The 12,736-nt window shown below is 56.2% G+C and carries 9 protein-coding genes; all 9 read left to right on the forward strand.

The genetic code is table 11. The features are described 5' to 3' along the window. Positions 1–2: 2 nt before the first annotated feature. Entirely contained in the window at positions 3–1,388 is a 1,386-nt protein-coding gene (gene rseP / locus PHACT_RS00325) for an RIP metalloprotease RseP (protein WP_070115417.1), read from the forward strand. A 91-nt stretch (positions 1,389–1,479) separates the two neighbouring features. Next, a complete protein-coding gene (bamA, locus tag PHACT_RS00330; RefSeq protein WP_169819356.1) occupies positions 1,480–4,209 on the forward strand; it encodes an outer membrane protein assembly factor BamA in 2,730 nt (909 codons plus the stop codon). 142 nt (positions 4,210–4,351) lie between these two features. Further along, positions 4,352–4,855: an OmpH family outer membrane protein gene (locus PHACT_RS00335; protein WP_169819357.1), complete on the forward strand. Its 504-nt coding sequence runs from the start codon at positions 4,352–4,354 to the stop codon at positions 4,853–4,855. Positions 4,856–4,888: 33 nt separating this feature from the next. Beyond that, positions 4,889–5,950, forward strand: a complete 1,062-nt coding sequence (gene lpxD / locus PHACT_RS00340; RefSeq protein WP_245730521.1) for a UDP-3-O-(3-hydroxymyristoyl)glucosamine N-acyltransferase — start codon at positions 4,889–4,891, stop codon at positions 5,948–5,950. 50 nt (positions 5,951–6,000) lie between these two features. Then, positions 6,001–6,444: a 3-hydroxyacyl-ACP dehydratase FabZ gene (gene fabZ / locus PHACT_RS00345; protein WP_211284375.1), complete on the forward strand. Its 444-nt coding sequence runs from the start codon at positions 6,001–6,003 to the stop codon at positions 6,442–6,444. Further along, on the forward strand, positions 6,417–7,211 hold the full coding sequence (gene lpxA, locus PHACT_RS00350; protein ID WP_317622231.1) for an acyl-ACP--UDP-N-acetylglucosamine O-acyltransferase: 795 nt from the start codon (positions 6,417–6,419) through the stop codon (positions 7,209–7,211). Before fabZ ends, lpxA begins: the two co-directional genes overlap by 28 nt. Then, positions 7,211–8,380, forward strand: coding sequence for a lipid-A-disaccharide synthase (gene lpxB, locus PHACT_RS00355; protein ID WP_070115421.1), 1,170 nt, complete (start codon positions 7,211–7,213; stop codon positions 8,378–8,380). The genes lpxA and lpxB overlap by 1 nt, the downstream gene beginning before the upstream one ends. After that, complete coding sequence (gene rnhB, locus PHACT_RS00360) at positions 8,380–9,000, forward strand: ribonuclease HII (RefSeq protein ID WP_083264221.1); 621 nt, start codon at positions 8,380–8,382, stop codon at positions 8,998–9,000. The genes lpxB and rnhB overlap by 1 nt, the downstream gene beginning before the upstream one ends. Before the next feature lie 96 nt (positions 9,001–9,096). Further along, positions 9,097–12,705, forward strand: a complete 3,609-nt coding sequence (gene dnaE, locus PHACT_RS00365) for a DNA polymerase III subunit alpha (RefSeq protein ID WP_070115422.1) — start codon at positions 9,097–9,099, stop codon at positions 12,703–12,705. The last annotated feature ends 31 nt before the right edge of the window (positions 12,706–12,736 follow it).

Genomic DNA, 12,736 nt, shown 5'->3' on the forward strand with positions numbered 1-12,736 from the left:
TTATGTTTGAGACACTGTTTACCAATATCCTGGCGCTTATCGTGACGCTGGGCATACTTGTCACCATCCACGAATTTGGCCATTTCTGGGTCGCGCGTCGATGCGGGGTGAAAGTGCTGCGCTTTTCCATCGGCTTTGGCCGGGCGGTCAAGACCTGGCACGGCAAAGATGGCACCGAATATGTCATTGCCCCCATCCCGCTGGGTGGTTATGTGAAGATGCTGGGCCAGGATGATACCCAGGCCGGCGGCGGTGATATCCCCGAATCCGAGCGTCACATGGCGTTCAACTTCAAGCCATTATGGCAGCGCTTTGCCATTGTGGCGGCCGGTCCCATGGCCAACTTCCTGCTTGCCATTGCCGTGTTCTGGCTGATCAACGTCGCCTATGGCCTGAAAGGCGTGGCACCGGTCATGTCCAATGTGGTGGATGGTTCGCCGGCGTACAGCGCGGGTCTGCGTGCGGGCGATGAGATTGTTGGCATCGACGGTGTCGACACCAATATCTGGCAACAGGTGAACATGCAGTTGCTAAATCGTCTGGGTGAAACCGGTAATCTGGTGGTCAGTGCGATACCGGCGACCGCTGCCGATGCCCGCGACTTTGTGATTCCGGTGCAGAACTGGGAGTCCCGCAGCTCCGAACCCAATCCGCTGGCCTCGCTGGGCATTGTCCAGTATGAGATTCCTCCGGTTATTGACGGTGTTGTGGCCGGTGGTCGCGCCGAACAGGCCGGGTTTCAGTCAGGGGACCGTGTGCTGAGCGCCGGTGGGCAGCTCATCAGTAGCTGGACGCAATGGGTGGAAATGGTTCGCGCGCATCCGGAACTGCCGCTGGATGTTGTTGTCCAACGCGGAGCAGTTGAGCAGCCTGTTACCGTAACGCCTCAGGCCAGTGATGTTGATGGCGTGGCAATTGGCACCATTGGCGCCTATGTCGAGCCTTATGATCTGTACGGCAGTTTGCCGCCGGAGATGCGCCGGGAGATTTCCTACAATCCGTTGACCGCGATTGGGCCAGCCTTGCAGGAAACCTGGGACAAGTCAGTTTTTGTACTGGATTCGATCAAGAAGATGGTGATTGGCCTGATTTCTGTCAAGAATATCAATGGTCCCATCACCATCGCACAGGTTGCCGGGGAAACTGCCAGTTACGGCCTTGAGGTCTACCTGGGGTTTCTTGCCATACTGAGTATCAGTCTGGGTGTGCTCAACCTGCTGCCGATTCCGGTACTGGATGGTGGGCATTTGTTGTATTACACCATAGAGGCTATCATACGCCGTCCTGTGCCAGAGCGGATTCAGGCCATGGGATTGCAAATGGGCCTGTTGATGATTGGCGGTATCATGATGCTGGCAATCTATAATGACGTGGCAAGGTTGCTCTAAGTTTAAAAGGCGCATAAAAACAGTTATATACAATTATTGCGACATCATTCATCCACATATCCATCCAGATATCCGGGCTTTAAAGAAATTCATGATTAGATATTGTCTCAGCGCTTTCCTGACCATCGGTATTTGTACTGCTGCCCAGGGGCAGCCTCTCCTGCCTCCCGCCTCTGGCTCACAGCCCGGATCGCTTCAACCGGGGGCACAACAACAGACCTTTGTCATCAGCGATATCCGTATCGATGGCCTGCAGCGTATCTCCCCCGGCGTCATGTTCAGCCTGTTGCCGGTGAGCATCGGCGACACCATGCAGCCGGGCATGACCGGGCCCATTATTCGGGCGGTCACTGAATCGGGTTATTTTGAAGAAGTGGAAGTGGCACGCGAAGGTGATGTGTTGCTGCTGACCGTGCTGGAACGCCCCTCAGTCAGCGAAATCAATATTGAAGGCAACCGCGTTCTGCAGACGGAAGATATTCTGGAGAACATGGCCTCAGCCGAGATTGTGGAAGGTGGTATTTTTACCCGTGCCACGCTGGAGGCCATCCGCCAGGGCATTCAGGAAGTGTATTCGTCGCGTGGCCGTTACGGCACCACCGTCGATATTGAAGTCATTGAACAGCCGCGGAACCGTGTTGCCATTGACATGACTGTCAACGAAGGCGAAGAAAGCCGCATTAAGGACGTCAATCTGGTGGGCAATACCACCTATGGCGAAGAAGAGTTGACGGAATTGATGGACCTGGGCACACGCCCCTGGTATCTGCCGTTCAGCCGCCGTGATCGTTACTCGCGCGAACAGTTGTCAGGCGACATCGAACGCGTGACGTCGTATTACCTGGATAACGGCTTTGCCCGTTTCAACGTCGACTCAACGCCGGTGACCATTACCCCGGACAATGAACAGATCTACATCACCATCAATGTCAGCGAAGGTCAGCAGTACGAGATTAGCCGCGTTGATCTGGTCGGTGACCTGGTCAATGCCGAAGCCCTGCTGCGTGCCTACACGCTGGTGGGCCCGGGGCAGACCTATTCGCAGGCGCTGATTACCGCCAGTGAAGAGTACATGACCCAGATCCTGGGTAACCTGGGTTATGCCTTTGCCACGGTGGAAGGCGTGCCCACGATCAATGACGACGAGCAGACGGTGGAAGTGATTTTCTACGTCGAGCCTGGTGCCCGTACGTATGTCAATCGCATCAACTATCGTGGCAACGTGGCCACTGCTGATGAAGTGTTGCGTCGGGAAATGCGGCAGCTGGAAAGCGCACCGGCATCCAGTCAGCAGATTGAGTTGTCCAAGATTCGACTGGAGCGTCTGGGTTATTTTTCCACAGTGGAAGTCGACACAGTGGAAGTGCCAGGCACGTCTGACCAGATAGATGTGGAGTTTGACGTTGAGGAACAGAGCTTTGGCAGCATTTCCTTCAGCGTGGGTTCCGGCGGCGGCGGTGACTGGTTTGTGTCGACCGACCTGCAGGCAGAGAACTTTCTGGGTACTGGCCGCACGGTCGCGGTTGGCCTTAACCGCAGTTACTTCCAGAGCAGCGCGCGCTTTGCCTATGTTGATCCGTATTTCACGCCAGATGGCGTCAGTCGCGGTTTTAACGTGTTCCTGCAGAAACAGGATTCACCGTTTAACATTGCCAGCTTTTCGACAACCTCGTATGGCGCGTCCCTGAACTTCAGTTATCCAATCAGCGAAGTTCAGAGTATCGGCTATAACATTGGTTATACCCACACCGAGCTGTCATCGGGTGGTCTGTCGGTGCAGGAAATTGAATCCACACCGCGACTGGGTCCGAATGACCGCTATCTGATTCGTCCGGCCAATAACAATCCCTGGGAAGGCCCGGTGATGGATGCCGTCACGGCGCCAATTTCAAGCCTGCCGGAACAGTATCGCGGTCTGCCCAGCGAACCGGGGTTTATCGACAAGTACGGTACTACCTTTGATAACTTTACCTTCACCACCAATTATGTGTACAGCACACTGAACCGTGGTCAGTTGGCGACGCGTGGTACCCAGCATCAGCTCGCCTTCGAGATCACGGTGCCGGGCAGTGATCTGCAGTACTACCGTGCCACCTATACGGGTGAATATTTCAAACCGATTTATGGCGATGACTGGGTTTTCCACGTGAAAACCAATCTGGGTTTCGGTAATGGTTACGGCAATACCGATGACATGCCGTTCTTCCAGAATTTCTTTGCCGGTGGTCTGGCCTACAATGGTGTTGTGCGCGGTTATGATGAAAACAGTCTGGGGCCACGCAGCACCGACCCGCGTACGATTTCGCCGCAACAGGCGGGCCTGCTCAAGGATGACAATGGTAATATCATTCTGACCCCCGGCGGCTCTGCCAGTTATGACGGGACGGTCGCGTATCCGACGGTGCCGGTTTTCGACAGCAACGGCCAGCCGGTGCTGGATGCTGATGGCAACCAGCAAGTACAATTGGCGGTGGAAACCTTTAACCTGAATCGCCGTGATCGCGATTCGTTTGGTGGTAACGTGCTGACCACGCTGACGGCGGAAGTACTGTTCCCCTTGCCCTTTGTGCAGGATCGCGGCGGTGTGCGTTCGAGCGTGTTCCTTGATGTGGGTAACGTATTCTCGAGCAGTTGCAGCGCGTCACAACAAAGGCTTGGTTGCAGTAATTTTGATGCCGGCGAGTTACGATATTCGGCTGGTGTCGGGGTGACTTACCTGTCGCCGTTCGGGCCACTGACGTTCTACCTGGCGGCGCCGCTGAAGAAGGGTGAGAATGACAGGACCAAGACATTCGATTTCACAATCGGTGCCGGGTTCTGAGCCGACCTCCGGCTGCAGGCGAACCTGACAAAAAGCAGCTAAAAATTGAAATATAGCGATCCGAGTCCGGATCACAATGGTATACTGCGCGGCTATTGCGGTAGTCGGCTTTTTACAACGCGGAGAACACATGGTGAATACGATGAACAAGATTTTGGTACTGGTTACAATGCTTTTTGCCAGCAGCATGGCATCTGCCCAATCGCCGACAATTGGCATCATTGATCTGGAGCAGGCGCTGTTTGGCTCTGAAGCTGCCCAGGAGCTGGAAGCGTCTACTCGCTCGGAATTTGGCAATGACGAAGCTCGCCTGGAGACACTGAACACGGAGCTGCGTGAAATTATTGAGCGCGCCCAGCGTGATGAGTCGATTCTCAGCGAAGCGGAAATGCGTGAAATGAATTCCGATGCTGAGGAAAAGCAGGCGCAGATGCAGGTGATTGCCGAGCGTCTGCAGAACGCATGGCAGCAACGTCAACAGGCATTTGTTGAACGCATGCGCCAGAGCCTGGGCCAGGCCATCGAAGCGGTCGTTGAAGAAGGCGACTACGATATCGTGCTGAACGCAGAGTCAGTAGCGTATTTTGACAATGCCTACAATATTACCACTCTGGTGACAGCCAAACTCAACGAAATGGCGCAATAATACCGGCGCGCCAGACTGACAGGATCCCGTGCGGTGAAGCCTTCTTTTACCTTGAAAGAACTGTCCCGACACCTGGATGTGCCTGTCCAAGGCGATGAATCGACCCGGATTGGCGGCCTGGCGACCCTGAAGGGCGCCGGTCCGGGAGATTTAAGTTTTCTGGCCAACCCGCGCTATGCCCAGCAGCTTTCGGCTTGCCGGGCCAGTGCACTCATACTTCATCCTGATCTGGCAGCTACCGTTTCCGTCCCCTGTCTGTTGTCTCGCTCACCTTATGTGACCTATGCCAAAGCCTCGCAGCTATTTGCCGCCGCCGAGGATTCGCCATTGCAGAACGGCGAGGACAACGCTGTTCATGCAAGCGCGGTGGTGAGCCAGCAGGCGAGCCTGGGTGCCAACGTCAGTATTGGTCCCCATGTTGTTATAGAAAACGGCGCGGTGATCGGCGATGGTAGTCGAATCGGTGCGGGCAGTGTGATTGGTCGCAATTGCCGTATTGGCGCCAATTCCCTGCTATATCCGAATGTAACGCTGTACCACGGTGTCAGTCTGGGGGAGCGTTGTATTATTCACTCAGGCGCGGTCATTGGCGCTGACGGGTTTGGTTTCGCCTTTGATGGTCAGCGTTCGGTCAAGATTGCACAACTGGGCGCAGTGACGCTGGGTGATGATGTTGAAGTGGGTGCCGGCAGTTGTATCGACCGCGGCGCGCTGGATGACACCATCGTTGAAGAGGGCGTCAAGATTGATAATCAGGTGCAGATTGGTCACAACTGTGTGGTCGGTGCCCATACAGTCATTTGTGGTTGCAGCGCGCTGGCTGGCAGCACACGGGTGGGACGTTACTGTGTCATCGGTGGCGGCGTGGGCATTACCGGACATCTGAGTCTATGCGACAAGGTGACCGTGAGTGCGATGTCCATGGTCACCCAGTCAATCAGTAAGCCGGGGCTGTATTCTTCAGGCACACTGCTGCAGGAAAGTGGTTTGTGGAAGCGCAATGCGGTGACGCTCAGCAAGTTGACTGACCTGTCCCGTCGAGTCAGAACACTGGAACAGGGTCGGTCAGATGAGGACCCGCAAAATTCGAAATAGCAGAAGCAATAGCATAAATAGCCGAGAGAGCTGAATCAGGAAAACGCATTATGATGAACGTCGAAGAAATCAAGGAGTACCTGCCACAACGATATCCGTTTTTGCTGGTTGACCGTGTGGTCAGCATGGAAATGGGTAAATCTATTGTGGCGTACAAGAATGTCAGTGTGAATGAGCCGTTTTTTAACGGTCACTTTCCTGATTACCCGATCATGCCGGGCGTGCTGATTATCGAAGCGCTGGCCCAGGCGGCCGGCGTTCTGGGTTTCAAAAGCCAGGAGAAAAAACCCAAAGATGGTTATCTGTATTATTTTGTGGGTGCCGACGATGTGCGCCTGAAACGCCCAGTGGTGCCGGGTGATTGTTTAACGCTTGAAGCCACCATCATCACCAGCAAACGAGGCATATACAAATTCGCCTGCCGGGCTTCGGTCGGTGACGAATTGGTCGGCGAGGCCACCATTATGTGCGCGGAGAGGAAGCGAGAACAGTGATTGATTCACACGCGATTATCCATCCCACCGCCCGGCTGGCGAGCAATGTCACGGTAGGACCGTGGAGCATTATTGGCGCCAATGTCGAGATAGGTGAGGGCACCGAGATCGGTTCCCATGTGATTATCAAGGCCAATACCCGGATGGGTAAACACAACACGGTTTACCAGTTCGCCTCAGTCGGCGAAGATCCGGCAGACAAAAAATTCGCCGGTGAAGATACCTGGCTGGAAATTGGTGATGGCAATATCATTCGTGAAGGCTGTACCTTGCATCGGGGTACGGCCTCCGGCGGCGGTGTCACCCGCATCGGTGACAACAACCTGATGATGGCGTATGTGCATGTGGCGCATGACTGCATTGTTGGTAGCAACACGGTATTTGCCAACAACGCTGGCCTGTCCGGGCATGCCATTGTCGATGACTGGGTGATTCTGGGTGGTTATGCCGGCGTCAATCAGTTCCTGCGCATTGGTGCGCATGCCATGGTTGGGGGCATGACTCACATTTCCCATGACGTGCCGGCCTACGTCATTGTCAGTGGCAGTCCCGCTGCAGTACGCAGTGTCAACACGGTGGGCCTGGAGCGTCGTGGTTTTGATGCCGACACGGTCAAAGAGATTCGACGTGCCTTTAAAATCATCTACAAAAAAGGCCTGAGCCTTCAGGATGCGCAAGCGCAACTGGCAGACATGGTGGCGGCAACGCCAGCACTGGATGTCATGCTGCAATCCATCAAAGGTTCGGCCAAGGGCATACATCGCTGATGCTGATAGGCATGGTGGCTGGAGAAACTTCGGGTGACATGCTCGGCGCCGGTCTGATGCATGCCATTCGTCAGCGACACCCGCAGGCACGCTTTGTCGGTGTCGGCGGACCTTTGATGCTGGCCCAGGGTTTCGAATCGATTACGCCGATGGAACGATTGTCGGTGATGGGATTTGTTGAACCGCTGGGTCGTCTGCCGGAACTGCTTCGTCTTAAACGTGACCTGGTTACACGGCTGAGCAGCGAACAGGCGGCGGTTTTTATTGGTATCGATTCCCCCGGATTTAATCTTCGTCTGGAGCAGAGCCTGCACGATGTCGGTATCAAAACCGTGCATTATGTCAGTCCCAGTGTCTGGGCCTGGGGCAAAGGCCGCATCAAGAAGATTGCACGCGCGGTTGATCTGATGCTGGCCCTGTTTCCGTTTGAATCAGACATTTATCAGCAGCAGGGTATTCCCGTACACTGCGTGGGTCACTCGCTGGCCGACCGTATCGAGCCGGGGCAGGATCAGGCATGGGTCCGTCAACAGGCACGGGCAGCGTTGCAGGTGCCTGAAACAGCACCCGTGGTCTGTCTGATGCCGGGCAGCCGCAAAGATGAAGTGCAGCGTCTGGCGCCGGTGTTTATCGCAGCCGCTCTTCAGTGTCTGGTGCAGAAACCGGATTTGCAGTTTGTGATTCCCTGCGCCAATGAGCGTCGCCGCGAACAGATCGATACGCTGCTGGCACAGGCGCTGGTTGATGCACCGACGGCCCGACAGGCGTTTCTGGTGACAGACGGCGGTTCGCATCAGGCCATGCAGGCTGCCGACCTGGTGCTGCTGGCATCGGGTACGGCGACGCTGGAAGCATTGCTGCTCAAGCGCCCGATGGTGGTGTGTTATCGACTGTCAGCGCTGACCTGGGCGTTGGCCAGACGTCTGGTCAAGGTGCCGTTTATTTCATTGCCCAACCTGTTGGCCGGGCGCGAACTGGTGCCGGAGTTGTTGCAGGATCAGGTGACGGCGTCGGTTGTCAGTGCCGAAGTTCTGTCATGGCTGGATGATAAAGCCCGACAGGAAAGCCTTTACGACGCCTTTGAGGCCATTCACCAGTCCATTCGTCTGGATGCCGATCAGCAGGCAGCCGCCGCGGTGTGTCAGTTGCTGGACGAGGCGGCACACTGATGCAACGAGCCTCGGAACTGATGGTGTCGCCAGACAGGCAATTGATTGCCGGCGTCGATGAAGCCGGTCGGGGTCCTCTTGCCGGTGCGGTAGTGGCGGCGGCCGTGATACTGCCGGCGCACTATGAACTGCCGGGCCTGAATGATTCCAAAAAGCTCAGTGAAGCCCGCCGTGAACGCCTGTTTGAGTTGATTCAGGCACAGGCTGTGAGTTTCGCGATTGTGGCGGTGGCGGCAACAGAAATTGATCGCATCAATATACTGCAGGCGTCTCTGCAGGCCATGAAAGAGGCGGTGACAGCACTGGCAACACAGCCTGACTTTGTTTATGTTGATGGCAACCGCTGCCCGCGCTGGGACTATCGCTCGGAAGCACTGGTGCAGGGCGACAGCCGGCTGGACTGTATTGCTGCGGCGTCGATCCTGGCAAAGGTGTCGCGCGACCGAGCCATGGTGGACATGGAGCTGCAGTACCCGGGTTACGGCTTTGCCCGACACAAAGGTTACCCGACCAGCGCACACATGAGTGCACTGCAGTCACTGGGCCCGTGTCCGGAACACCGGCGCTCCTTCGCCCCGGTCGCCCGCAGCCTGGCGGCGCAAAGCCAGGAAGCGCAATAAAAAGCCAGAAAGCGCAATAAAGCACCAGAAAGTGCACTAAAGCGAGAAAGCGCAAGCAAGAGCAAGCGCAAACCAATAACAATCTCTGGAGAAAGTATGCCCCGTCCGGTCCCGACGAACTTTGTGCATTTGCGCGTTCACACCGAATATTCTGTCGTCGATGGGCTGGTGCGGGTGAAACCGCTGATTGAGGCGACTGCCCGCATGGGAATGCCTGCGGTGGCCGTCACCGACCACGCCAACCTGTTTGCCATGATCAAGTTCTATACAGCCGCCATGGCACAGGGTGTCAAACCGGTGTGCGGCTGCGACGTGTTGCTGGAGAATGCCGAACGCCCCGACAAACCTTTCCCGTTGGTGCTGCTGGTGCTTAATTTGCAGGGTTACCGGAATCTGACCCGTCTGATCTCTTTGTCCTACACCGAAAAGCAGGGCCACGGTGAACCTCTGTTGCGGCGTGACTGGCTGAATGCCAACGCGGAAGGCCTGATTGCCCTGTCCGGCGGCATGACCGGTGAGGTCGGCCGCAGCCTGATGGAAAGCGATCGAGCCACCAGTCGAGCCATGTTGGACGATTACATGCAGCTGTTCCCGGGGCGCTTCTATCTGGAGCTGCAGCGCTGTGGCCGTGCCGGTGAAGAAGCCTACCTGCAGGCCGCGGTGGAATTGGCGGCGGAGTCCGGTTGTCCGGTAGTGGCGACCAACGACGTGCGTTTTATCAGCAGTGATGATTTTGAGGCGCATGAAGTGCGGGTCTGCATCCACGAGCGCCGCACGCTGGATGATCCGCGTCGGCCGCGCCACTATTCCGAGCAGCAGTACCTGCGCAGCCCGGAAGAGATGATCAGCCTGTTTGAAGACCTGCCCGAGGCAATCGAAAACACGGTGCAGATTGCGCGCCGCTGTACGCTGGAACTGGAGCTGGGCAAACCCTATCTGCCCAATTACCCGGTGCCCGAAGGCCTGACCATGGATGCGTATTTCCGTCAGCTCAGTCTTGAGGGGCTGGATCATCACCTGCCCAGACTGTTCCGGGAGATCCGGGGCAAACAGGCACCTGAGGACGAGTTTGAAGCGTTCTGCCAGCCGTACTACAAGCGGCTGGATTTTGAGCTCGACGTCATCATCCAGATGGGATTCCCGGGCTACTTCCTGATCGTGATGGAATTCATCCAATGGGCCAAAAACAATGATATCCCGGTTGGCCCTGGTCGTGGTTCGGGTGCCGGTTCCATTGTCGCCTTTGCACTGGGCATTACCGACCTGGATCCGCTGCGTTACGACCTGCTGTTCGAACGCTTCCTGAATCCGGAGCGGGTATCGATGCCTGACTTCGATGTCGACTTCTGCATGGAAGGGCGCGACCGGGTCATTGCTCACGTGGCCGAGCTGTATGGCAAGGAAGCGGTCTCGCAGATCATCACCTTCGGCACCATGGCAGCAAAAGCCGTTGTGCGTGACGTGGCACGGGTGCAGGGGAAGTCCTATGGCCTGGCTGATAAACTTTCCAAACTGATACCGTTCGAACCCGGCATGACCCTGACCAAAGCCATGGAGATGGAACCACAGTTGCCGGAGTTTATTGACGGCGACGAGGACGCGCAGGAAATCATGGAAATGGCCTTCAAACTCGAAGGCATTACCCGTAACGTGGGTAAACATGCGGGTGGCGTGGTGATTGCGCCCACGCGCCTGACCGATTTCTCGCCGCTATACTGTGATGAAAACGGCGACAGTCTGGTAACGCAGTTTGACAAGAACGATGTTGAAACCGCGGGCCTGGTCAAGTTCGACTTCCTGGGTCTGCGGACACTGACCATTATTGACTGGGCTGTCAAAATGATCAATGCGCAGGAAGCTGCACACGAGGAGAATAAACTCGATATTCGCGATATACCGCTGGATGATGTGCGGGTTTATGAGTTGTTGCAGCGCGCCGAAACCACCGCCGTTTTCCAGCTTGAATCACGCGGCATGAAAGAATTGATTCGCAAGCTGTTGCCCAGTTGTTTTGAAGACATCGTGGCACTGGTGGCGTTGTTCCGGCCCGGTCCGCTGCAGTCGGGCATGGTGGACGACTTTATCAACCGTAAACATGGCCGAGCCGACAGCAGTTATCCGCATCCGGATCTCGAGCCCGTGCTAAAGAACACCTACGGCATCATCCTGTATCAGGAGCAGGTGATGCAGATTGCCCAGGTGCTGGCAAACTTTACGCTGGGTAACGCCGACATGCTGCGCCGCGCCATGGGGAAAAAGAAACAGGAAGAAATGGACAAGCAGCGCAGCTTCTTCCTGGCCGGTGCCGACGAGCGCGGCATTGACGCCGACCTGGCGGGTTCGATTTTTGACCTGATGGAAAAATTCGCCGGTTATGGTTTCAATAAATCTCACTCGGCAGCTTACGCCCTGGTGTCATATCAGACCGCGTGGCTGAAGAAGCATTATCCCGCATATTTTATGGCGGCGGTGTTGTCGGCGGATATGCAGAATACGGACAAAGTGGTGACACTGATCGAAGAGTGTCGTGAAATGAAGCTGCCGCTGGTGGTGCCGGATGTGAATGTGGGCGCCTACAATTTCACGGTCAATAAGCAGGGCGAGATTGTTTACGGTCTGGGCGCGATCAAGGGACTGGGCGAAGGACCGATCAATGCCATCATTGCTGCGCGCAAAGAGGGCGGCACATTTAAATCGCTGCTGGATTTCTGTTTACGGGTGGATCTGCGCACGGTCAACAAACGTGCGTTGGAAGCGATGATTCGGGCCGGCGCGCTGGACCATCTGGTCGATGCCGACACCGATCATACCCGTGCCCAGTTGATGGCTGCATTGCCGGATACCGTGCAGGCGGCCGAACAGAGCAGCCGCAATCAGGCGGCCGGGGTGCTGGACATGTTCGGTGATATTGCACCGGTGCCGGAACCGGAAGTGAGTACCGGGGTTGCCAATGTCAGGCCGTGGACGCAGCAAAAACGTCTGCAGGCTGAACGTGACACCCTGGGCCTGTACCTCAGTGGGCATCCGGTCGATGAATACCTGCCGGAGTTAAAACAGTTGACGCGTGACCGGCTGGCCAATCTACGGCCCGAACGCGAAAGTCAGTGGGTGGCCGGGCTACTGGTCAGCACCCGGACCATGCGCAGCAAACGCGGCGACAATATTGCGTTTATTACGCTGGATGATCGCAGCGGCCGTCTGGAAATATCCCTGTTTGCCAAAGAGTATGAGCAGTTCCGGGAGCTGTTGCAGAAAGACGCCATTCTGGTGATTGACTGTCAGGTGTCGATGGACGATTTCAAGGGGGCGATGCGCGGGCGCGCGCGCGAAGTGCTGAACCTGACCCAGGCCCGGCAGCGCTTTGCCAAGGCCATTGAGCTGGCGGTGCACGCTGAATCCCTGACGCCCGATTTTACGTCTCGTCTGGCGGGCGTATTACAGCCGTACCGACAGGCACCGGCTGCCAATGCAGGTGCTGAAAACACGAATGGCAATGCTGCCGACGAGTATCCGGCACCGCCCAATGCCGAGTTTATCCCGGACCAGACACCGGTCAGCTGCCCGGTACGCATCCACTATCGACGCCCGGAAATTACCGGTTGTCTGCTACTGGGGGAGAACTGGCAGGTATTGCCGGATCAGAACCTGATTCAGGAGCTGCATCTGCTGTGTGGCGCAAACGCTGTCAGCATTGCTTACCGCTGATGCTTATCTTTGTTATCATTACAGTCCTAAT

This window comes from Pseudohongiella acticola, from assembly GCF_001758195.1.
Lineage (GTDB): Bacteria > Pseudomonadota > Gammaproteobacteria > Pseudomonadales > Pseudohongiellaceae > Pseudohongiella > Pseudohongiella acticola.

Bases quoted from the DNA above. Each gene is read 5' to 3' on its own strand.
- lpxB (WP_070115421.1), top strand. From the start codon at position 7,211: ATGCTGATAGGCATGGTGGCTGGAGAAACTTCGGGTGACATGCTCGGC.
- rnhB (WP_083264221.1), top strand. From the start codon at position 8,380: ATGCAACGAGCCTCGGAACTGATGGTGTCGCCAGACAGGCAATTGATT.
- fabZ (WP_211284375.1), top strand. From the start codon at position 6,001: ATGATGAACGTCGAAGAAATCAAGGAGTACCTGCCACAACGATATCCG.
- dnaE (WP_070115422.1), top strand. From the start codon at position 9,097: ATGCCCCGTCCGGTCCCGACGAACTTTGTGCATTTGCGCGTTCACACC.
- PHACT_RS00335 (WP_169819357.1), top strand. From the start codon at position 4,352: ATGAACAAGATTTTGGTACTGGTTACAATGCTTTTTGCCAGCAGCATG.
- bamA (WP_169819356.1), top strand. From the start codon at position 1,480: ATGATTAGATATTGTCTCAGCGCTTTCCTGACCATCGGTATTTGTACT.
- rseP (WP_070115417.1), top strand. From the start codon at position 3: ATGTTTGAGACACTGTTTACCAATATCCTGGCGCTTATCGTGACGCTG.